This window comes from Actinomadura rupiterrae (assembly GCF_024172125.1).
GTDB classification, from domain to species: Bacteria; Actinomycetota; Actinomycetes; order Streptosporangiales; family Streptosporangiaceae; genus Spirillospora; species Spirillospora rupiterrae.
Map to the genome: position 1 here is coordinate 166942 of NZ_JAMZEA010000018.1, position 20345 is coordinate 187286.

The 20345-nt window shown below is 73.5% G+C and carries 19 protein-coding genes; 9 read left to right on the plus strand and 10 right to left on the minus strand.

Annotated features, from left to right (window positions below; translation table 11 throughout):
- Positions 1-68 precede the first annotated feature (68 nt).
- Positions 69-1154: a beta propeller repeat protein gene (locus FHU30_RS43605; RefSeq protein WP_253883599.1), complete on the plus strand. Its 1086-nt coding sequence runs from the start codon at positions 69-71 to the stop codon at positions 1152-1154.
- A 27-nt stretch (positions 1155-1181) separates the two neighbouring features.
- Here the strand turns inward: FHU30_RS43605 and FHU30_RS43610 are convergent, their stop codons facing one another.
- Positions 1182-1580, minus strand: a complete 399-nt coding sequence (locus FHU30_RS43610) for an ATP-binding protein (protein ID WP_253883600.1) — start codon at positions 1578-1580, stop codon at positions 1182-1184.
- Between the two features lie 223 nt (positions 1581-1803).
- On the opposite strand from FHU30_RS43610, the gene FHU30_RS43615 reads away from it, so the two are divergent.
- Entirely contained in the window at positions 1804-2853 is a 1050-nt protein-coding gene (locus tag FHU30_RS43615) for a hypothetical protein (protein WP_253883601.1), read from the plus strand.
- On the opposite strand, the gene FHU30_RS43620 is transcribed toward FHU30_RS43615, so the two are convergent.
- From FHU30_RS43620 to FHU30_RS43630, 3 genes are all read right to left on the minus strand, one after another.
- Complete coding sequence (locus FHU30_RS43620; protein WP_253883602.1) at positions 2840-3451, minus strand: hypothetical protein; 612 nt, start codon at positions 3449-3451, stop codon at positions 2840-2842. The genes FHU30_RS43615 and FHU30_RS43620 overlap by 14 nt on opposite strands.
- Before the next feature lie 17 nt (positions 3452-3468).
- Entirely contained in the window at positions 3469-5190 is a 1722-nt protein-coding gene (locus tag FHU30_RS43625) for a serine/threonine-protein kinase (RefSeq protein WP_253883603.1), read from the minus strand.
- Between the two features lie 191 nt (positions 5191-5381).
- Complete coding sequence (locus tag FHU30_RS43630) at positions 5382-6296, minus strand: LysR family transcriptional regulator (protein WP_253883604.1); 915 nt, start codon at positions 6294-6296, stop codon at positions 5382-5384.
- Between the two features lie 72 nt (positions 6297-6368).
- Here FHU30_RS43630 and FHU30_RS43635 point away from each other — a divergent pair, with 72 nt between their 5' ends.
- Both FHU30_RS43635 and FHU30_RS43640 read left to right on the plus strand, forming a co-directional pair.
- Complete coding sequence (locus tag FHU30_RS43635; RefSeq protein ID WP_253883605.1) at positions 6369-7295, plus strand: EamA family transporter; 927 nt, start codon at positions 6369-6371, stop codon at positions 7293-7295.
- Between the two features lie 5 nt (positions 7296-7300).
- Positions 7301-8125 carry a 4-hydroxy-tetrahydrodipicolinate synthase family protein gene (locus tag FHU30_RS43640; RefSeq protein WP_253883606.1) on the plus strand — a complete coding sequence of 275 codons (825 nt, stop codon included), beginning with the start codon at positions 7301-7303 and terminating at the stop codon, positions 8123-8125.
- An 86-nt stretch (positions 8126-8211) separates the two neighbouring features.
- Here the strand turns inward: FHU30_RS43640 and hemL are convergent, their stop codons facing one another.
- The gene (gene hemL / locus FHU30_RS43645) at positions 8212-9510 is read right to left on the minus strand and encodes a glutamate-1-semialdehyde 2,1-aminomutase (RefSeq protein WP_253883607.1); all 1299 of its coding nucleotides are present in this window, start codon (positions 9508-9510) and stop codon (positions 8212-8214) included.
- Between the two features lie 178 nt (positions 9511-9688).
- Between hemL and FHU30_RS43650 the strand changes: the two genes are divergently transcribed.
- The 5 genes from FHU30_RS43650 (at position 9689) to FHU30_RS43670 (ending at position 14526) form a co-directional block, all read left to right on the plus strand.
- A complete protein-coding gene (locus FHU30_RS43650) occupies positions 9689-11386 on the plus strand; it encodes a protein kinase domain-containing protein (RefSeq protein ID WP_253883608.1) in 1698 nt (565 codons plus the stop codon).
- 22 nt (positions 11387-11408) lie between these two features.
- On the plus strand, positions 11409-11966 hold the full coding sequence (locus tag FHU30_RS43655) for a S26 family signal peptidase (RefSeq protein WP_253883609.1): 558 nt from the start codon (positions 11409-11411) through the stop codon (positions 11964-11966).
- A gap of 251 nt (positions 11967-12217) precedes the next feature.
- The gene (locus tag FHU30_RS43660; protein WP_253883610.1) at positions 12218-12358 is read left to right on the plus strand and encodes a hypothetical protein; all 141 of its coding nucleotides are present in this window, start codon (positions 12218-12220) and stop codon (positions 12356-12358) included.
- Between the two features lie 105 nt (positions 12359-12463).
- Positions 12464-12607, plus strand: coding sequence for a hypothetical protein (locus tag FHU30_RS43665; RefSeq protein WP_253883611.1), 144 nt, complete (start codon positions 12464-12466; stop codon positions 12605-12607).
- 80 nt (positions 12608-12687) lie between these two features.
- A complete protein-coding gene (locus FHU30_RS43670; RefSeq protein WP_253883612.1) occupies positions 12688-14526 on the plus strand; it encodes an ABC transporter ATP-binding protein in 1839 nt (612 codons plus the stop codon).
- Between the two features lie 45 nt (positions 14527-14571).
- Here FHU30_RS43670 and FHU30_RS43675 read toward each other — a convergent pair whose 3' ends face one another.
- The 5 genes from FHU30_RS43675 to FHU30_RS43695 form a co-directional block, all read right to left on the minus strand.
- Positions 14572-15162: a bifunctional DNA primase/polymerase gene (locus tag FHU30_RS43675; protein ID WP_253883613.1), complete on the minus strand. Its 591-nt coding sequence runs from the start codon at positions 15160-15162 to the stop codon at positions 14572-14574.
- 244 nt (positions 15163-15406) lie between these two features.
- Positions 15407-16390 carry a porphobilinogen synthase gene (gene hemB, locus FHU30_RS43680; protein WP_253883614.1) on the minus strand — a complete coding sequence of 328 codons (984 nt, stop codon included), beginning with the start codon at positions 16388-16390 and terminating at the stop codon, positions 15407-15409.
- A 68-nt stretch (positions 16391-16458) separates the two neighbouring features.
- The gene (locus tag FHU30_RS43685; protein WP_253883615.1) at positions 16459-18051 is read right to left on the minus strand and encodes a bifunctional uroporphyrinogen-III C-methyltransferase/uroporphyrinogen-III synthase; all 1593 of its coding nucleotides are present in this window, start codon (positions 18049-18051) and stop codon (positions 16459-16461) included.
- On the minus strand, positions 18048-18920 hold the full coding sequence (hemC, locus tag FHU30_RS43690) for a hydroxymethylbilane synthase (RefSeq protein ID WP_253883646.1): 873 nt from the start codon (positions 18918-18920) through the stop codon (positions 18048-18050). The genes FHU30_RS43685 and hemC overlap by 4 nt, the downstream gene beginning before the upstream one ends.
- A gap of 44 nt (positions 18921-18964) precedes the next feature.
- Entirely contained in the window at positions 18965-20281 is a 1317-nt protein-coding gene (locus FHU30_RS43695; RefSeq protein ID WP_253883616.1) for a glutamyl-tRNA reductase, read from the minus strand.
- Positions 20282-20345: the final 64 nt, after the last annotated feature.

The window sequence follows — 20345 nt, forward strand, 5'->3', positions numbered from 1 at the left end:
GCCAGGGCTGTCAACCGGCGGCGCCCCTCGCGCGTCAAGATCGCGTCACTCCGACCGAAAGGCCCGCCATGCCGCGTCCCCTGCCCCTGGCAGCCGCCCTGACCGCCACCGCCCTCGCGGCTGTCACGGCCTCCCCCGCGTCCGCCGCCACGTCCCACTGGAAACTCACCTACGACATCAACGCCTCCCGCACCCTCGGGAACGTGAGCAACGGCCTGGCGTCCGTCGCGGCGCTGGGCCCGCGCGACGTCTGGCTCGCCGGTAGCTGGGACAACGTCGCGAGGGACTTCTCGGCGATCCAGCACTTCGACGGGCGCCGCTGGAGGAACACGCCGCTGCCCGCCGCGCTGACCTCGAAGCGGAACACCGAGAGCGGGGTCGACGAGGTGTCCGCGTCGTCCTCGGGCAATGTCTGGGCGTTCGCGTCGACCGCGACCAACGCCGACGGGCGCATGGTGCACGCGCTGCGCTGGAACGGCCGGGCCTGGACGGTCCAGCACACCTGGAAGCGCGAGACGAGCCTGTTCACCGGCGTCACCTTCGGCGCGAAGGACACCTGGGCGTTCGGCGACGGCGGGCTGGGCGCCTGGCACTTCAACGGCTCGACCTGGCGGAAGGTGCCGACGCCCGGCACGATCGAGCAGGTCAGCGGGGTCTCGTCCAAGAACATCTGGGCCACGACCGGGAGGTCCGTGCTGCACTACGACGGCCGGACGTGGCGGGCCGTCAAGATCGGTTCGGGCGCGCTCGACATCCGCGCGGTGAGCGCGCGGACGGCGAGCGACGTGTGGGCGGTCGGCGGCGTCCGGTCCGGGACGACCGAGACGCCGGTGGCGTTCCACTGGAACGGACGGTCCTGGACGAAGTACGCGGGTCCGCGCGGGAAGTCCGCCAAGGCCCCGCTCGTGGCCGCCGTGGCGGACGGACGCGGCGGAGCCTGGCTCTCGCGGAGCTCCACGGTCGGCGGCACCGACCTGTTCCATCTGGTCAAGGGCAAGTGGGTGGCGCAGTCGCCGCCCAAGCACCGGCTGGGCCGCCCGTACTTCCGCACGCTCGCGGCGATCCCCCACTCTCCGGCGCTCTGGGCGATCGGCGTGATCGAGTACGGGCCCGCGCCGTTCTACGACACGGTCGTCTACAGCGGGACGCGCTGAACCTCGGCTAGAGGCGCTGAACCTCGGCTAGAGGGAGAGTTCGAACCAGGTGTGGAGGCTTCCGGACGGGTCGGCGGTGTAGCCGAAGCGGTCGGCCATGGCCTCGATGAGGACGATGCCGTAGCCGTTGTCGCGGGGTTCGTCGCCTTCGCGCCTGGTGGGGAGGGTGGCGGCGCCGTCGTCCACGATCTCGCAATGCAGGACGCCGTGCCTGTCATGCAGGGCGAGGGTGAAGCTGCCGCCGTCGCGCGAGCGGGAGTGCCGGACGCTGTTGGTGCACGCCTCGGAGACGAGGAGCTCGGCGGTGTCGCAGCGCGGATCGTCCGCCAGCTCGTGCCGGACGAACTCCCGCGCGAGCGCCACGCTGGACGCCACGGCGTTCAGCTCGACCGCACCGATGAGCTCTCCGACCTCGGTTCCCGACATGGCGCACCCCCGCCCCCGCTGACGCTTCGTACCCACACTGAACAGCGCCGACTCCAACCCCACTGTCACACAAGATAGGACGAATCGGGCATCACCCCCGCCGCCGGGGCCCCTCCAAGGGACCCCGGCGGCCGCCCGAAGCCCGCACCCCCCCCCGGCCAGGACGGGACGTCGAGAAGATCATCCCGGCGCCCCGTCCCCACGGCCACGAAGAAAGGCCGCAATGCACCGTTCCTTGACGCTCGCCGCCACCGGAGCGCTCCTGGGCGCCGTCCTGGCGCCCGTCGCCGCCGATGCCGCCGCGCCCTCCTGGAAGCTCGCCCGCTACGACGCCAGGGCGGCCTTCCACGGGATCGCGGCGATCAACAGCAAGAACGTCTGGGTGGTCGGCAACGCCTCCGGGCACGCCCATACCTGGCGCTTCGACGGGCGCCGCTGGACCGAGCCCACCCTGCCCGCCGCGTACCGGAAGATCTCGCTCACGGCGGTCGCCGGCTCGGCGCCGAATGACGTCTGGGCGTTCGGAAGCGCCGGCTACAGCGTTCAGGTGGCGCTGCACTGGGACGGCCGCAGCTGGAAGGCCGTCCGCACCTGGAAGATCACGTCGCCGATCGAGGGCGCGGTCGTGAACGGCCCGAAGGACGTCTGGGTCTACGGCAGCGACGACCTCATCACCTTCAGCACGTACCACTTCGACGGCCGGGCCTGGACGCATCCCCGCCTGGGGTTCCTGATGCGGGGCGGCGCCGCGGCGTCCGCCAAAGACATGTGGACCGTCGGGATCGACCACGCGGGCACCTCGGCCAAGTCGGTCGTCGCGCGCTGGAACGGCAGATCGTGGACTCGGGTGAAGCTCCCCGCGCTGCCCGTGGTGAAGCAGCGCGGAAGCACGCTGTCGGCGATCGCGGCGCGGTCGTCCTCGGACGTGTGGGTCGCCGGGACGCGGTACGCGCAGGTCGGCGCCGATCTGCTGCCCCGCCCGGTCGCGCTGCACTGGAACGGCCGTGCCTGGAAGCGGATCGACCCGCCGGGCGGGAACCCGGTCGTCTCGCTCGCCTCGGACGGGAAGGGCGGCGTCTGGGCGTCCACGACGTTCCGCGTGTACCACTTCGCCGACGGACGCTGGACGGAGGCGAAGCTGCCCGCGCGCAAGGGCAAGGCGCTGCGCGTCGCGCAGCTCTCGCGGGTGCCGGGCGGCGCGTCCGTTTGGGGCTCGGGCGACTACATCTGGGGCGGACGGCCCGATTCGGCCGGGGCCGTCATCCGGTACTGACGGTCTCCCAGGTGTGGCGGTCGAGGTAGCCGCGGTCGTCGTTGGCGTACTCGGTGAAGGCCCGCTGGACGTCGACCAGGAAGGGGATGCGCGTGCGGTAGAGGGCGCCGCGCGCGCCGTCCTTGTACTCCAGCTCGTAGCCGCCGTCCTCCGGGGACACCTGGATGAAGTGGTGGCCGAAGACGACGAGGGCGGCGAACGGGTTGGCGAGGTCCAGCCGGGCCAGGACGTCCCGGACGAGCCCGAGGTCCGGGTCGATCACGATCATGCCGTCGCCGGTGTGCAGCTGCATGCCCTGGTAGACGCCCACCGGCGCGAGGTTGTGGACGAGCTCGCGGACCGGATCCCAGACGACCAGGCCCTGGCCCTGCGCGATGGCGTAGACGTCCGTGGACACCTGGTCGGCGCGGTCGTCGGCCATCGTGACCCGGGCGAACCGGTCGGTCGCGGCGATCCCGACGTCCGGGTGGAGGCGGCCCAGCTCGGTGGCGAACTCGGCGACCGCCGGGGTCGGCTCCGGCTCGGTCTCCTGGATCTGCGCCGCGTCCTCCCGGGTCAGCAGCCGGTCGGAGCGCCAGATCAGCAGCTCGTAGGTCATACGATCATCATCCCAGCTCAGCGCTTCGAGGCGGCGACCGCACGGGCGATCCGCGCGCGGATCCCTTCCAGCGTGGACGGCGAGAACGGCTTCTTGGCGGCGGCGCCCGCGCCGGCGACGTAGTAGGTCAGCGCGGCGGTGCAGATGTCGGCCTTCGCGAGCGGCTGGACGCAGGTGATCGAGCCGCCCTTCAGGAGCGCGAGCACCACCGACACGTACGGCGACGGCGGGCGGTCCGCGGCTGCGACGGCGTTCGGCGCGGTGACCGCCTGGACGCCCGGATCGCCGGTGTCCAGCGGGGTCAGGCCCTTGATGTCGGACGTGCACGGCTCCGTGCGGCGGATCTTCGCGGCGTCCGGCGAGTCCGGGAAGTACAGGCAGACGTGGATCTTGCTCGTGCCGAGGCTGTAGGCCTCGAACGTCTGGACCGATCCCGCGCGGCCCGAGCCGACGCCGGACCCGCCGCCGCCGTTGCCGCTCGACGCCGAGCAGTCCTGCCCGGACGGCCCGATCACGTAGGTGTCCTTCTGGAACCGGTACAGGGCCGCGCCGACCGGCAGCCGGACAGGAACCTTGACCGCCGGAGCCGCGTCCTTCGGGGTCTGGTCGTCGCCGAGCGGCCCGGTGACCTTGCACTGCTTCGACGCGACGAGCTGGACGGTCGGAGTCGGTGTCGGCGTCGGGCGCGGTTTCGGCGCCGGCGAGGACGCGTACTGCCGGACGGCCGCCGCGCCGCCTCCCGCGACCAGGACGGTCGCGACGACGCCCAGCGCGATCTTCGTCGTGGTGGACGCCAGCAGCCCTTGGGACGCCGCGCCCGCCACCGAAGTCCCCGCAGCGGACGCCCCGACCCCAGCACCGGCCGCTCCCCCACCTGAGCCGAGCAGCGCGGCGATCGGGAAAAGCGACGCCAGGGCCGCCGCGGACGCCGCGAGCGCCCGGACGCCCCGTCCCTCCCAATCCGGCCCGTACACGGCGGAGGCGACGGCCTCAAGCTCGCCGACGAAGGCCGAGGCGCTCGGCGGGCGGCGCGCCGGGTCCTTGGCCATGCCGTGCGCGACCAGGTTCCGCAGCGGCTCCGGGACGGCCTCGACGGGCGGCGGCTCGTTCACGTGCGCGTGCTCAAGGACGGTCTGGCCGCCGGCGAAAGGACGACGTCCCGTCACGCACTCGAAGAACACGCAGGTCGCGGCGTACACGTCGGTCGCCGGTGTCGCGACGCCGTGCCGCCACTGCTCGGGCGCCATGTATGCGGGCGTTCCCGCGCCGCCGCTCGCGCGCCCGGCGGTGACCGCGATGCCGAAGTCGATCAGCTTGCTGCGCCCGTCCGGCGGGACGACGACGTTGGCGGGCTTGTAGTCGCGGTGGACGACGCCGAGCCCGTGCGCCGCGGCCAGCCCGAGCAGCGAGCCCTTGAGCACGGTCAGCGCGGCCTCGGGGGCGAGCGCGCCGTGCCGTTCGAGGACGGTCCGCAGCGGGACGCCGTCCACGGCCTCCATCACGATCGCCGCGCCCTCGGCGGTCTCCACGAGCTGGAACAGGCGCGCGACGTGCGGGCTCGCGGCGCGTCCGAGCATGGCGGCCTCGCGCCGGAGCAGCGCGCGGTCCGCGCGGTCGTCGACGTACTTGATCGCGACGAGCGTGCCGCTCGCGTCGTGCCGGGCGAGCACGACCGAGCCCTGCCCGCCCTGTCCCAGCGTCCGGACGGTCGTGAACCCCGGGACGCGCCACCCGTCCATCGCCCGCACACACCCCCGGATCCGATCAATCCGGGCGAATGTAGCGGAACGCGGGCCCGACCCGCCCCGCATCCGCCCAAGCCGTCCCGGCGACCGGGGAATCAGGCCGGGAAGGACAGGTCAGGCGGGCCCGGGACAGCGCGTCCAGGGCAGCCAGGCGGGCCCGGGAAGGTCAGGCGGGGATGGGAAGGTCAGGCGGGGATGGGGACGTCGGAGGGGACGGCCTTGCGGAAGGCGTCCAGGGCGGCGCGGATGGCGGGGCGGCGGGCGGCCTCCTCGCGCCAGACGGCGTAGACGCGCCGGGTGAGCGGCGCCTTGAGGGTGACGACCTCGACCTCGGGCGGGACGTCGCAGCGCCCGAGCCGGGGCAGGATCGCGATGCCGAGCCCGGCCGCGACCAGCGAGAGCTGGGTCGCGAACTCGTAGGCGTGGTGGTCGATGTGCGGCTCGCAGTCGATCGAGCGGAGCGTCCGGTTCAGCCAGTCGCAGCAGATCGAGCCGGGCGTGGAGCTGATCCAGATCTCGCCCGCCAGCTCCTCCAGGTCGATCCCGTTGCAGCCCGCCAGCCGGTGGCCGGGCGGGAGCGCGACGTCCGCGACGTCCGCGCAGATCGCGCCCTTCACCAGGCCCTCGGGCAGCGGGAGCGGCTCGTTGTTCCAGTCCTGGACGACGGCCATGTCGAGGTCGCCGCGCAGGACGAGCGGCATGCTCTCCAGCGGGTCCAGCTCGCTGAGCAAAACGCGGAGGTCGGGATGCTCGGCGCGGAGCGCGCGCATGGCGGCCGGGAACAGCCCGCGGATCGCGGTCGGGAACGCGCCGACCGACAGCTGGCCGACGACCGCGCCGCGGTGCGCCTCCAGGTCGGCCTGGGCCTGCTCGACCAGGGACAGGATGCGCCCGGCGTGCCCGACGAGCAGCTGCGCGGCGTCGGTCAGCCGGACCCCGCGGCCGTTGCGCTCCAGCAGCTTCTGGCCGGTCTCCCGCTCCAGCTTGGCGAGCTGCTGGGAGACGGCGGAGGTGGTGACGTGCAGCACGTCGGCGGCCGCGCTGACCGACCCGTAGGTCGCCACGGAGTGCAGCGCGCGCAGCCTTTCCAGATCAAGCATGAAGCAATGCTAAATCCATCTGTCAAGAAGATCTAGCTTGTCCTAAACACTGAGGTGGCGAACGATCGGGGGATGCGTTCCCGCCACGTCCTGCTCGCCGTCCTGATCGCCGCGGTGTGGGGGTTCAACTTCGTCCCGATCAAGATCGGCCTCGAACACTACCCGCCGCTGTTCTTCGCCGCGCTGCGTTTCACCGTGGCCGCGCTGCCGGCCGTGTTCGTCGTCCGGCGCCCGCCGGTCCCGGCGCGCTGGCTGCTGCTGGTCGGCCTGCCGCTCGGCGTCGGGCAGTTCGGGCTGCTGTTCATCGCGATGCGGATCGGCATGCCCGCCGGGCTGTCGTCGGTGGTGCTGCAACTGTCCGCGCTGTTCACCGCGCTGGTCGCCTGGGCGACGCTACGAGAGCGGCTGAGCGCGGGCCAGATCGCCGGGATGGCGGTCGCGTTCGGCGGGGTCGCGTGGCTCGGCGTGCTCCAGTCCGACGGGACGAGCGGACCGCTCGGCGCGTTCCTGCTGTGCATCGTCGCGGCGTTCATGTGGGGCCTGGCGAACGTGGCGATGCGCCGGATGAACGCGCACGCCACCGCGCCGGTCGACTCGTTCGGCTTCATGGTGTGGGTGTCGCTGGTGCCGCCGCTGCCCATGCTCGCCCTGTCGCTGGCCTTCGAGGGGCCGCACGCGATCGGGCACTCTCTGGCGCACCCGTCCGCGGCCGGGCTGGGCGCGCTGGCCTACATCGCCTACCTGTCCACGCTGGGCGGCTACGGCCTCTGGGGCTTGCTCATGCGCCGGTACGAGGCCAGCACGGTCGGCATGTACTCCCTGCTCGTCCCGCCGTTCGGCCTGGCGGCGGCCGTGGTCGTGCTGCACGAGCACGTGAGCCCCGCGCGGCTGGGCGCGGCGGCGCTGATCGTCGGCGGGGTCGCGCTCGGCGCGGTCCGCATCCGCCCGCGGCGGACGCCGGTGCTCGACCGGACACCCGATCCCGTACCCACGAGGTGACTTCGATGCACGCAACCCATGTCCCGCTGGTCACACCTTTCACACCCGAAGGCGAGGTGGACGTCGCCTCGCTCGAACGGCTCGCGAAGCACGTGCTCGACGGCGGCGCGTCCGGCCTGGTCGCGCTCGGCACCACCGGCGAGCCCGCCACGCTCTCCCCGGACGAGCTGGAGACCGTCCTGCGCGTCGCCCGGAACGTCTGCGACGCCTACGGCGCGCCGCTGACCGTCGGAGCCGGGACGATGGGCACGGACGCCACCATCGCGCAGGCGCGCGAGCGCGCCTCGTACGCGGACCGGCTGCTCGTCGTCGCCCCGTACTACCTGCGCCCGACCGAAGAGGGCGTCGTGCGGCACTTCGCCGCCGTCGCGTCCGCAGTGGACGTCCCGGTGCTCATCTACAACATCCCCTACCGGACGGGCCGGGCCCTCTCCGCCGAAACCATCCTGCGCATCCTCGACCTGGACGGCGTTGTTGGGATGAAGCACTGTCCGGGAGGAATCGACGCCGACACGCTCGTCCTGCTGGCCGAGGCAGGCGAGAAGGTCCTGTGCGGGGACGACGCATACGCCTACCCCATGCTCGCCCTAGGCGCAGGCGGCGTGATCGCGGCTACGGCCAACCTCGTGCCGTCCGCCTACGCGAACCTGGATCTCGCCATGCACGACCGGCTCGTCCCTCTGGTGGACGCGCTGTTCTCCGAGCCGTCCCCGACCGTCCTCAAGGCGTGCCTCGCCGCGCGCGGGATCATCGACGACCCGTCCGTCCGGGCGCCCTTCCTACCCCCGGCCCCCGAAACCGTCGAACGCGCCCTCAAGTCGGCCGTCTAAGCCCGGTCACGCGCGTCCCGAGCAGGGTCGGGGCGTTCTGAACCTGGTTGTGGGCGTCCCAGCGGTACGCCCCCAACCGGCGGGAACTAGGCGGAAGCCTCGGCAGCGGCGCGCGCCGCGTGCGGGAGGGCGTCGACGATCTTGGAGATCGCGGTGTCGTCGTGCGCGGCCGACAGGAACCACACCTCGTACGCCGAGGGCGGCAGGTAGACGCCTCGGTCGAGCATCGCGTGGAAGAACGCGGCGAAGGCGGCGGTGTCCTGCTTCTGGGCGCCGTCGAAGTTCTGCACGACCGGGGCGTCCGTGAAGAAGATCGAGAACAGGTTGCTCGCGTGTTGCAGCCGGTGCGGCACGCCCTCCTTGGCCAGCGCCTCGGACGCCGCCTGCGACACGGCCGCCGCGTTGCGGTCGATCGCCGCGTACACCTCGTCGGTCGCGTTCCGCAGCGTGGCGAGGCCGCCCGCGGTGGCGAGCGGGTTCCCCGAGAGCGTGCCGGCCTGGTAGACGGGACCGGCCGGGGCGAGGCGGTCCATCACGTCGGCGCGCCCGCCGAAGGCGGCGGCGGGCAGCCCGCCGCCCATCACCTTGCCGAACGTCATCAGGTCGCCCGCGACGCCCTCCACGCCGTACCAGCCGGAGCGGGACGCGCGGAACCCGGTGAGCACCTCGTCGATGACCAGCAGCGCGCCGTGCCGCTCGCACAGGCTCTTCAGCAGCGCGTTGAAGCCGCTCGTCGGGGGGACGACGCCCATGTTGCAGGGCACCGCCTCGGTGATCACGCAGGCGATCTCGCCGCCGAAGTCGGCGAACGCCCGCTCGACGCCGATCACGTCGTTGTAGGGCAGCACGATCGTGTCGGCGGTGGTCGCGCCGGTCACGCCGGGGGTGTCGGGGAGGCCGAACGTCGCCGCGCCGGACCCGGCGGCGGCGAGCAGCGCGTCCACGTGCCCGTGGTAGCAGCCGGCGAACTTCACGACCTTGGAGCGGCCGGTGAACCCGCGCGCCAGCCGGAGCGCGGACATGGTCGCCTCGGTGCCGGAGTTCACCAGCCGGACGCGGTCCACCGGCGCCCGCGCGACGATCTCCTCGGCCAGCTCGACCTCGCCCTGCGACGGCGCGCCGTAGGACGTGCCGCGCTCGGCCGCCTTCGCCACCGCCTCCACGACCGCCGGGTGCGCGTGCCCGAGGATCATCGGCCCCCACGAGCAGACGAGGTCGACGTACTCGTTCCCGTCCGCGTCGGTGAGGTAGGGCCCGCGCGCCGACGCGATGAACCGGGGGGTTCCGCCCACCGCCCTGAACGCTCTCACCGGCGAGTTCACGCCGCCGGGGATGACCCGTCCGGCCCGTTCGAACAACTCCTGGGACTTGTCTGCATCGGTCACCCCACCAGTCAACCAGTTGCAGTTCGGTGACGCGTCTTGACCTCGCCTGGTACCGGCCGATATTCCAGCAAAGGCGTCGTCTGCCCCTTGCGGACAGGCGAGAATGCTTCAGGCGGGATGTCGGTGCCGCGAGCGGCGGCACCCCCGGTCTCACAACCGGCGCCGCCGGATCGGAGGGATGGCTCACACCGTGGTCGACGGCTGGACGGTTCCGGGATTCACCCACGAGCGGGACCTTGGCGGCGGCTCCGCGGGGCGCGTGGTGCTCGCCGTGGACGACATGACGCAGACCAAGGTCGCCGTGCGGTACCTCGACAGGCGCCTGGAGTCCGACGAGGCGCTGCTGTCGCGGTACCGGATGGTCGCGCGCAGGCTGTCCCAACTGGAGGATCCGAACGTCGTCGACCTCTACGACTTCGTCGAGAACCCCTCCCCGAGCGGCGGCACGGCGATCGTGATGGAACGCGCCGAGGGGGTCTCGCTGCGCCGCATCCTCGCCGCGCGCGGCCCCTCCGGCCCGCTGGCGGCCCTCTCGGCGCTCGGCGGCGTCCTGCTGGGCCTGGCGGCCGGGCAGACCCGCGAGGTCGTGCACGGCGCGCTGCGGCCCTCCAACGTGATGGTCACGCCGGACGGCGAGGCCCGCCTCACCGACTTCGGCCTGGGTTTCGGTCCGACCGCCGGGCCCGCCTACGCCGCGCCCGAGCTGTGGGAGGACGCGCCGCCGTCGGTCGCGTCCGACCTGTACGCCGCCGCCGCGATCTTCTTCGAGTGCCTGACCGGACGGCCGCCGTTCAGCGCCCGCAGCAATTCCGGCTGGGCCAAGGCGCACCGCGAGACGCCCGTCCCGGTCGACCAGGTCCCGGGTCCGCTGCGGGACGTCCTGGCGCACGGCCTCGCCAAGGAGCCGGAGAAGCGCCCGGCCTCGGCGGCCGACTTCGCCGCCGAGCTGGAGGAGGCGGCAGTCGCGGCGTACGGGCCGTCCTGGGAGGCGCAGGGCCGCGGCCGGCTGGCCGAGCTGGTCAAGGAGACCGCCGACGTCCCCGAGCCGAGCCCGGCCCGGATCCGCATCACCGGCCAGAACCGGGTGTCCGCGCCGTCCGGCGGGGGCGGCGGCGGACGCCGCTGGGCCGTGATCGCCGCGGTCGCCGTGGTCCTCGCCGGAGGCGGAGGCGCCGCCTACTACTTCACCGGCGGCAAGAAGGACACCGCCGACCCGCCGCACCCGTCCCAGGAGGCCCGGACCACGGCCCCCTCGACGCCGCCCGCGCCGCAGGGCCCGGGCGCGACGCTGGCCGCCCAGATCCGGGACGCCACGAACCGCTCGCCCTCCGCGTCGTTCTCGTTCCGCCGGACGGGCCCGGGCGTCAACGTCACCGCGCACGGCACGTTCACGCTCGTCCAGGGCGGCGAGCCGTCCTACATGATGCAGCTCGCCGGGACGGGCGACACCAAGAAGCCCGGCCGGACGGTAGTGATCGGCGACAACGCCTACGTGCGCGCGGGCAAGGGCTGGCGCCTCGCTCCGGTGTCGACCAAGGGCTACCCGCTGCTGGCGGAGCAGATCCGCTCCGCGGGCTCTGTACCGGCCCTGACGGCCCTGCTGGAGAACTCCACGAAGCTCCAGCACGCCGGGGCCGTCTACCAGGGGACGGCCGCGCTGGGCGCCCTCGGGCAGCAACCCGGCTTCGGGAGCCTCTACGCCGACCTGGCACGTGCCACAGGCGCGCAGGAGGTCACGTTCTTCCTGCGCCTGGACAAGGCCAACCGGCCCGTCCAGCTGAAGCTGCGCGCGGGCGCTAAGCCGCACTGGCTGCTGACGTCCTACGGCGACTGGGCGCGCAAGCCCCCGATCGCCGCCCCGAAGCCGACCGCCTGACCGTCCGATGAGAAGCGTCCTGATGAGACGGACGTCGCTGTTGCGCGCGCGACGGACGTCGCTCGCGTGCGCGCGCGGGGCGACGTCGGCACACGCGCAGCGGACGTCGCCGCCGGGCACGCGGCGCACGGCGCTGGCGTGCGCGCTCGGCGCGGTCGCGCTCACCGCCGGGCTCGCCGCGCGGGCGGCCCGGCGGCGGCTGGTCGTGGTCACGGTCGAGGGGCGCAGCATGGCCCCGACCTTCCAGGACGGCGACCGCGTGCTGGTCCGCCGCCGCACCCTCGCGGACGTCCGGAACGGCGACATCGTCGTCCTGGAGCCGCCGTCCACGGGCGAGTACCTCGCCGCCCCGCCGCCGGGCGCGGATGGTCCCGCCCGGACGATCTGGAACGTCAAGCGCGTCGCCGCCCTCCCTGGCGACCCCATACCGGACGGCGTTCCGGCCGATGCTGGAACGGTCCCGCCCGGGCGGCTGGCGGTGTTCGGGGACAACCCGGACAGCATCGACTCGCGGCAGCGCGGCCTGTACTCCGGCGAGCGGCTGCTCGGCGTCGTCCTGCGACGCCTGGGCGGCGGCTGAGCGACGGCCTGCTGAGCGGCGACCCGGGCTGCGGCCCGCAGGCCGCCTGAGAGCGGCCAAACCGGCAACTGTCACCAAGATCCACTCGCCGCTGATCGCAGAAGTCACAACGCGGAACCGGCCTCTTGAGCCCTTGATCGCCGCCGGTTAGCTTCTGGGCAAGCGAGCGCTGGGCGGGTTCCGGAACCGCGTGCGAAGCGCTCGACCAGTCCCGCGCCCGGAGCGATCCGGCGTCTATGGAGGTGTTCTCCATGGTCCGTGCCCTCACCCGACTGAGCGACCGCATGCTGGACAGGGTCCTGCCGTCCACCAAGGCCAAGGCCGAGGCCTGCTGGTGGACCTCGACCGGCATGCACTGCTGCATCTACGCCGGTCACACCTACTGCACCTGATCAGGCACCTCACCCACCTGATCAAGCACCGCGCCCGGTCGGCATCGCGCCCGACCGGAGACCTCACCCGATCGACCAACCCCCCTGCACCGGAGGTGCCTTTCCATGGTCCGTTCCCTCACACGCCTCAGCGACCGCGTGCTCGACCGGCTCCTGCCGTCCACCTCGGCCAAGGCCGACACCTGCTGGCGGTCGACGACCGGCGCCTGGTGCTGCATCGTCGCCGGCCACACCTACTGCCGCTTCTGACACCGCCGCTTCTCACGCGGCGTCCGAAGCCGTACGCGAACCGCCGCTGACGCGGCCGTGACATGAAGGGAGCGACGCTCGTGACCCCGTCGCCGGTGACCGTGCCGCTGCGGCGGCGGCTCGCGAGCGTCGCCTTCCTGACGTGGCGGGCGGATCCGCGCGCCACGCCGGTGGCCGTCGCGCTCGCGGTGCTGGCGGGCCTCGCTCCGGTCGCGACCGCGTGGCTGACCAAGCTCGTCCTGGACGCGCTGTCCGCGGGCGAGGGCCGCTCCACGCTGCTCCCCCTGGCCGCCGGGCTCGCCGCGTGCGGGTTGTCGATGACGGCCCTGCCGCACGCGTCCACCTACGTCCAGAAGCAGCTGAAGCGGTCCGTCCGGGCGCTGGCGTCGGACCGGCTGTTCCGCGCCGTGAACGCCGACGCGGGCCTGCGCCGATTCGAGAGCCCCGGGTTCCAGGACACGCTCCGCCTGGCCCGCGAGTCCAGCGAGAACGCCCCGGAGCGGCTGGTCTCCGGCGCGCTCGCGATCGCGCAGTCGGCGCTGCTGCTGTCCGGGTTCGTCGGGACGCTGCTGGTGGTCAACCCCTGGCTGGTCGCGGTGATCTTCCTGGCCGCGCTGCCGTCCGCGTGGATCCAGCTCGGGCTGAGCCGCGAGCGCGCCCGCACGATGTGGGGCATCAGCCCCGGGCTGCGCCGCCAGATCTTCTACGGCGAGCTGCTGACCAGGCCGGAGGCCGCCAAGGAGGTGCGGCTGTTCGGGCTCGGCGGCTTCTTCCGCGGCCGGATGCTGGGCGAGCTGCGCGCCACCGACGCCGCCGAGCGCCGCGTGGACGTCGCGACGCTGCGCCGCCAGGGGCTGCTGGCCCTGCTCGGCGGCGCGGTCGCGGCCGGCGGGCTCGTGTGGGCGGTGCTGGCCGCCGCCTCGCACCGGATCTCGCCCGGCGACGTGACGATGTTCGTCGCGGCCGTCGCCGGGGTGCAGACCGCGCTCGCGCAGATCGTGGACCGCTGGGCGGACGCCCACCAGGCGCTCCTGCTGTTCGGGCACTTCGTGACCATCACCGAGGCCGAGCCGGACCTGCCCGTCCGCGCGGACCCGCGTCCCGTCCCGGAGATGCGGCGCGGCGTCGAGCTGCGGGACGTGTGGTTCCGCTACGCCGAGGACCAGCCGTGGGTGCTGCGCGGGATCGACCTGGTCGTCCCGCACGGGAAGAGCCTGGCGCTGGTCGGCGTGAACGGCGCGGGCAAGAGCACCCTCGTCCGGCTGCTCTGCCGCCTCTACGACCCCGACCGCGGCTCCCTCACCTGGGACGGCACGGACCTGCGCGATCTCGACCCCGCCGAGCTGCGCGACCGCGTAGGCGTCGTCTTCCAGGACTTCATGGAGTACGACCTGACGGCGTCCGAGAACATCATGCTCGGCGACCTCGCCGCACAGGACGATCCGGAGCGGATCCAGGCCGCCGCGCGCCGCGCCGGCGTCCACGAGGCTCTCAGCGACCTTCCCCAGGGCTACGACACGATGCTGAGCAAGATCTTCGCCGGGAGCGGCGACGCGTCCGGTGCGGCGCTCTCGGGCGGGCAGTGGCAGCGGCTCGCGCTGGCCCGCGCGCTGCTGCGGGACGACCGGGACCTGCTGCTGCTCGACGAGCCCAGCTCCGGCCTGGACGCCGAGGCCGAGCACGCCGTGCACGCGTCGCTGCGCGCGCACCGGGCGGGCCGGACGAGCGTGCTGATCTCGCACCGCCTCGGCGCGGTGCGCGAGGCCGACCTCATCGTCGTCCTGGCGGACGGGCGGATCGCCGAGCGCGGCACGCACGACGAGCTGATGGCGCTGGACGGCGAGTACGCGCGCCTGTTCACCCTCCAGGCGAGCGGCTACGTCTCAGGAACCGACCACGCGGCCGCGGCGGGCCGGTGAGGCGGCGGCCAGGCAGGTGAGGCGGTAGGCCGCTGCGGCGGGCGGCTAGAGGGTCTCGCAGGCGTCGGCGAGGACTTCGAGGAGGCGCAGGGGGTCGGGGAGCGGGGCGTTCTCGGGCGGCCGGATCCAGCCGACCGTCCGGCCATAGGTAAGGACGGACTGCGGCGCGACCACGTAGCTGTCGCGGCAGTGCCAGCGCATGCCGGGCGTCTCGGTGACGGTCTCGGGCGAGCAGTCGAGGTGGCAGGACCACCATTCGTCCTCGTCCACGGGGGCGCCTCGGGTGGCGACGAAGAACAGGTAGCGCTCGTCGGCGACGCTGGCGACCGGGCCGACCGCGAGGCCCTCGGCCTCAAGCCGGGCCAGGGCCTTCGCCCCCGCCTCGGACGGGACGTCGAAGACGTCGAAGACGCGCCCGGTCGGAAGGATGATGTTGGCGTCGGGCCGCTCGGTCCACCACCGGTCGATCACGGCGGGGTCGACGCTGGCCTGGATGGCCCACGTGGCGGCGACGGGATGGGCGGCCGGGTCGGGACAGCCGACGCGGTCGCAGGAGCAGGCGCGGTCGCGGCCCACATGGGCGCCGGGTACGCAGGGCCAGCCGAGGGCGGCGTACGCGTGCGCCGCCTCCTTCATGGGGCGCGGCCGTTCGCGGGTCCGTTTGCTCCTGCCGCCCGAGACCGCAAGCACGATGACGCCCCCCATCACCACGGGACCGGATCACCGGCCCCATCCGGCTCTCTTGATAGTCGATGATGCCGGTCGGGGGATCGCGCGGACACGGCAACCCCCCGGAAACGGTCCCAAGTGACTAGGAGGAAGTGATCCCCGGCAATTGATCACCTACCTCGCGGCCGGTTCCGGCCCCCGCCGGCCGGGCTCAGCCCAGCTTCCGGGCGACCTCGGTCGCGTAGTAGGTGAGGATCATGTCGGCGCCGGCCCGGCGGATCGCGGTCAGCGACTCCATGATCGTGCGGTCCCGGTCCAGCCAGCCGTTCGCGGCGGCGGCCTCGATCATCGCGTACTCGCCGCTGACCTGGTAGGCGGCGACGGGCACGTCCACCGCGTCCCGGACGCGCCGGACGATGTCCAGGTACGCCCCGGCGGGCTTCACCATGACCATGTCGGCGCCCTCGTCCAGGTCGAGGAAGGCCTCGCGCAGGGACTCGTCGGCGTTGGCCGGGTCCTGCTGGTAGGAGGCGCGGTCGCCGAACTGCGGCGCGCACTCGGCGGCCTCGCGGAACGGGCCGTAGAAGGCGGACGCGTACTTGACCGAGTAGCCCAGGATCGACACGTTCTCGTGGCCCGCCGCGTCCAGCGCGGAGCGGATCGCCTCGACCTGGCCGTCCATCATCCCGGACGGCGCGATCACGGCGGACCCGGCGGCGGCCTGCGAGACCGCGACCGACGCGTACCGCTCCAGCGTCGCGTCGTTGTCGACCTCGCCGGACGCGGTGAGGACGCCGCAGTGGCCGTGGTCGGTGAACTCGTCCAGGCACGCGTCGGTCATGATCACGGTCGAGTCGCCGAGGTCGGCCACCAGGTCGCGGACCGCCGACTGGACGATCCCGTCGGACGCGTCGGCGCCGGAGCCCACGGCGTCCTTCAGGATCGGGACGCCGAACAGGATGATGCCGCCGACGCCCGCCTCGACCGCCTCGTGCGCGGCCTTGCGCAGCGACTCGCGGGTGTGCTGGACGACGCCGGGCATGGACCCGATCGGCTGCGGCTCGGCGATGCCCTCCTTGACGAACATCGGCAGGATCATGTCGGCCGGGGCGAGCCGGGTCTCGGCGGTCAGCCGGCGCAGCGCGGGGGTGCGGCGCAGGCGGCGCGGCCGGGCGACGGGGAACTGGGCGGACATATCGGTCATCTCCAGACGAACGAAAACGGCGGGCGCGCCGGGGTCACCGGGCGCCCGCCGCGGGGTCACTACTTGCGGCGGCGCGCGCCCCGGCGCATCTGGCTGGGCTTGCGCAACGGGTCGCCGTTCTCGATCTGGGCGGCCCTCCGACTCGCACCGTACTCCGCGAGGGCCTCGGCCAGCGCGGAGACCGACGGCTTGGGCGACATCACGTCCACCCGCAGGCCGTACTCCTCGGCGGTCTTGGCCGTCTGCGGGCCGATGCACGCGATGACGGTCACGTTGTGCGGCTTGCCGGCGATGCCGATGAGGTTCTTCACCGTGGACGACGAGGTGAACAGCACCGCGTCGAACCCGCCGCCCTTGATCGCCTCGCGGATCGGCGCGGGCGGCGGCGCGGCCCGGACGGTCCGGTAGGCGGTCACGTCCTCGCACTCCCAGCCGAGGTCGGTCAGGCCCGCGATGAGCGTGTCGGTGGCGATGTCGGCGCGCGGCAGCAGCACCCGGTTGATCGGGTCGAGGTCCTCGTCGTAGGGCGGCCACACCTCGACCAGGCCCTCGGACGACTGCTGCCCGGACGGCGTGAGGTCGGGCTGGACGCCGAACTCGGCCAGCGCCCGCGCGGTCGCCTCGCCGACGGCCGCGACCTTCAGCCCGGCGAACGCGCGCGCGTCGAGGCCGTAGTCCTGGAACTTCTCCTTCACCGCGCGGACGGCGTTGGTGGAGGTGAACACCACCCACTCGTACCGGCCGGTGACCAGGCCCTTGACCGCGCGCTCCATCTGCTGCGGGGTGCGCGGCGGCTCGACCGAGATCGTCGGCACCTCGTCCGGGACTGCGCCGTAGGAGCGCAGCTGCTCCGACAGCGAGGCGGCCTGCTCCTTGGTGCGCGGCACCAGCACCCGCCAGCCGAACAGCGGCTTGGCCTCGAACCAGCCGAGCCGGTCCCGCCACCTCACCACGTCCCCGACGATGATCATCGCCGGTACCTCCATGCCCTTGGCCTCGGCGGCCAGGCGCTTGAGGTCGGAGACCACGGTCTCCTGCTCGGTGGTGGTGCCGAGCATGGTCATCGCGGCCGGGGTGGAGTCGGGGCGGCCGACCGCGATCAGCGACTTGCAGACCTCGGCGACCGAGTGCTCCGCGCCGGCGATCACGAGCGTGGCGCCCTGGTCGGAGAACTCCGCCCAGTCGACACCGCCCTCGGACGCGTCGATGAACCGCACCTCGCGGTGCTTGTCGTCGGTCAGCGGGATGCCCGCGTACCCGGGCACGCCGGTCAGCGACGACACCCCGGACACGATCTCGAACGCGACGCCCGCCTTGTGCAGGGCCTCGCCCCAGGACGCCATCTCGCAGGCCAGCGCCGGGTCGCCCAGGAACAGCCGGACCACCCGGCGGCCCGCGCGGGCGTGCTTCACGGCGAGCTTCACCGGGTCGGCGACCTCGGCGGAGTCGAGCAGCTCGGCGTCCGCGCGGCGGTGCTCCAGCACCTCCGGGTGGACCCGCGCGACCGGCGCGATCACCACGTCCGCGCCGCCGAGCACCTCCACCGCGCGCAGGGTGAGCAGTTTCGGGTCGCCCGGTCCGGTGCCGACGAGGAACACCCGGCCGGCGTCCGGGTCGGTCACGGGACGGCCGGGGACGTTAGCGGGGCTCACGAATCGCCCTCCCCCATCAGCTGGTCGGCCCCCCGCCCGAGCAGCGCCTCGGCGAGCGCGCGGCCCGTCTCGGCGGCCCGGTCGGGGTGGCCGCTTGCGGACAGCCGCACCTGCCGCGTGCCGTCGTGCGCGACGACGGCGGCGGTCACGTGCAGCGTGCTTTCGTTGACGACGGCGTGCGCGCCCACCGGGGCCGAGCAGCCGCCTTCGAGGACGGCGAGCACCGTGCGCTCGGCGGTCGCGGCGGCGCGGGTCTCGGCGTCGTCGATCGCGGCGAGCAGGGCGACCAGCTCCGGGTCGTCCGCGCGGCACTCCAGCGCCAGCGCGCCCTGGCCGGGCGCGGGCAGCATGGCGTCCGGCTCGAACACCTCGGCCACGTCGTCCAGCCGCCCGATGCGCTTCAGCCCGGCGTAGGCGAGCACGACGGCGTCCAGCTCGCCGTCGGTGACCTTGCGGAGCCGAGTGTCGGCGTTGCCGCGGATCGGCACGACCTCGATGTCCGGACGCAGCGCGCGCAGCTGTGCGACGCGGCGCGGCGAGCCCGTGCCGACGCGCGCGCCCGTGTGCAGGTCGGCCAGCTTGCGCGGGCCGCACAGCGCGTCGCGCGGGTCGTCGCGGCGCGGGACGGCGGCGAGCGCGATCCCCTCGGCGGGCCCGGTGGGCAGGTCCTTCAGGCTGTGCACCGCGAAGTCCACCTCGCCGGCCAGCAGCCTCTCCCGGAGCCCGTTGACGAAGACCCCGGTCCCCCCGATCTGCGCGAGCAGTGCCTTGGATACATCACCCTCGGTCGTTACCCCGACTAGCTCGACGCCATGCCCGGTGGCCTGCGTCAATGCGTCGGCGACCAGACCGGACTGGGTGGTGGCCATCAGGCTCCTGCGCGTGCCGAGCCGCAGTCGCCGGTCCGATTCCGTCACGTCTGGCTTCCTTCGATGTTGTCGGCGCGCACCACGGCCTCGGGCTTGCTCGGGTCGAGGCCGAACAGCTCGCGCAGCGCGTCGGCGTAGGCGTCCCCCCCGGGCGCCGCGGCCAGCTCCTTCACCCGGACGGTCGGCTGGTGCAGCAGCTTGTCGGCCACCCGCCGGACGGTCTGGGCGATCTCCTTGTAGGCCCGCTCGTCGATGTCGGGCAGCCGTCCCGCCAGGCGCGCCAGCTCCGCGTCCACCACCTCGGTGGCCTTGGACCGCAGCGCCACCACGGTCGGCGCGACCGCCGCCGCTCGCGCCGCCGACAGGTACGCCGAGACCTCGTCGCAGACGATCCGCTTGACCTGCTCGACCGCCTCCGGGCCGACCGCCTTGGCCGCCTCCTGCGCGACCCGCAGGTCGTCCAGCCCGGCCAGCGCGACGCCGGGCACCTCGCGGACGCCCGGGTCCACGTCATGCGGCAGCGCCAGATCCAGGAAGAACCGCCGCTCGGGGCGGGCGCCCGCGCCGGTCAGCATGCCGGCGGTGATCACGCGGCCGGTCGCGCCGGTGCAGGAGACGACCAGGTCGGCCTCGGCGAGGGCGGCGGTCAGCTCGTCCATCCGGATCGCGCGGGCCGGGACGTCCAGGGACGCGGCGAGCCGGACGGCGTTCGCGTGCGTCCGGTTCGCGATCACGACCTCGCCCGCGCCGGCGCGGCTCAGCGTCGCGGCGGCCAGCGAGCTCATCGAGCCCGCGCCGACGACCAGCGCGCGCTTGCCGGGCAGCGGGCCCAGGTGCTTCTCGGCCACTTCGAGGCCGACGCTGACCAGGGACGCCCCGGCCTGGTCGATCCCGGTCTCGTGGTGCGCGCGCTTGCCGACCCGCAGCGCCCGCTGGAGCAGGTCGTGCAGGTCGCGGCCGACGGTGTGCTCGTCCTGGCCGAGCTTGAACGCCTGCCGGATCTGGCCGAGGATCTGCCCCTCGCCGACGACCATCGAGTCCAGGCCGCTCGCGACCGCGAACACGTGCTGGACGGCCCGCTCCTCGTAGTGCACGTAGAGGTGCCGCGACAGCTCCTCCAGCGGGACGCCGCTGTGCAGCGCGAGCAGCTCCGACACGGCCGTGACGCCGCCGTGGAAGCGGTCGACGACCGCGTAGACCTCGACCCGGTTGCACGTGGAGACGATCGCCGTCTCGGACACGTGCCCGCAATCGCGCACCGAGTGCAGCAGTTTCAGCAGGTCGTCGCCCGACACCGCGGCGCGCTCCAGCAGCGCCACCGGTGCACTGCGGTGGCTGAGGCCCACCACCAGCACGCTCATCGGCCGGTTCCCCGCTCTCGTTCGCTCATCGCCTGCTCGTCCATCGCACCCCGGGCCACTGGCC

What these genes read in the sequence shown, in the direction of transcription:
- FHU30_RS43615 (WP_253883601.1), top strand. Translation starts at nt 1,804, where the DNA reads ATGCACCGTTCCTTGACGCTCGCCGCCACCGGAGCGCTCCTGGGCGCC.
- FHU30_RS43650 (WP_253883608.1), top strand. Translation starts at nt 9,689, where the DNA reads ATGGCTCACACCGTGGTCGACGGCTGGACGGTTCCGGGATTCACCCAC.
- FHU30_RS43625 (WP_253883603.1), bottom strand. Translation starts at nt 5,190, where the DNA reads ATGGACGGGTGGCGCGTCCCGGGGTTCACGACCGTCCGGACGCTGGGA.
- FHU30_RS43620 (WP_253883602.1), bottom strand. Translation starts at nt 3,451, where the DNA reads ATGACCTACGAGCTGCTGATCTGGCGCTCCGACCGGCTGCTGACCCGG.
- FHU30_RS43640 (WP_253883606.1), top strand. Translation starts at nt 7,301, where the DNA reads ATGCACGCAACCCATGTCCCGCTGGTCACACCTTTCACACCCGAAGGC.
- hemB (WP_253883614.1), bottom strand. Translation starts at nt 16,390, where the DNA reads ATGTCCGCCCAGTTCCCCGTCGCCCGGCCGCGCCGCCTGCGCCGCACC.
- FHU30_RS43675 (WP_253883613.1), bottom strand. Translation starts at nt 15,162, where the DNA reads ATGAAGGAGGCGGCGCACGCGTACGCCGCCCTCGGCTGGCCCTGCGTA.
- FHU30_RS43695 (WP_253883616.1), bottom strand. Translation starts at nt 20,281, where the DNA reads ATGAGCGTGCTGGTGGTGGGCCTCAGCCACCGCAGTGCACCGGTGGCG.
- FHU30_RS43630 (WP_253883604.1), bottom strand. Translation starts at nt 6,296, where the DNA reads ATGCTTGATCTGGAAAGGCTGCGCGCGCTGCACTCCGTGGCGACCTAC.
- FHU30_RS43665 (WP_253883611.1), top strand. Translation starts at nt 12,464, where the DNA reads ATGGTCCGTTCCCTCACACGCCTCAGCGACCGCGTGCTCGACCGGCTC.
- FHU30_RS43655 (WP_253883609.1), top strand. Translation starts at nt 11,409, where the DNA reads ATGAGACGGACGTCGCTGTTGCGCGCGCGACGGACGTCGCTCGCGTGC.
- FHU30_RS43660 (WP_253883610.1), top strand. Translation starts at nt 12,218, where the DNA reads ATGGTCCGTGCCCTCACCCGACTGAGCGACCGCATGCTGGACAGGGTC.
- FHU30_RS43605 (WP_253883599.1), top strand. Translation starts at nt 69, where the DNA reads ATGCCGCGTCCCCTGCCCCTGGCAGCCGCCCTGACCGCCACCGCCCTC.
- hemC (WP_253883646.1), bottom strand. Translation starts at nt 18,920, where the DNA reads ATGGCCACCACCCAGTCCGGTCTGGTCGCCGACGCATTGACGCAGGCC.
- FHU30_RS43610 (WP_253883600.1), bottom strand. Translation starts at nt 1,580, where the DNA reads ATGTCGGGAACCGAGGTCGGAGAGCTCATCGGTGCGGTCGAGCTGAAC.
- FHU30_RS43635 (WP_253883605.1), top strand. Translation starts at nt 6,369, where the DNA reads ATGCGTTCCCGCCACGTCCTGCTCGCCGTCCTGATCGCCGCGGTGTGG.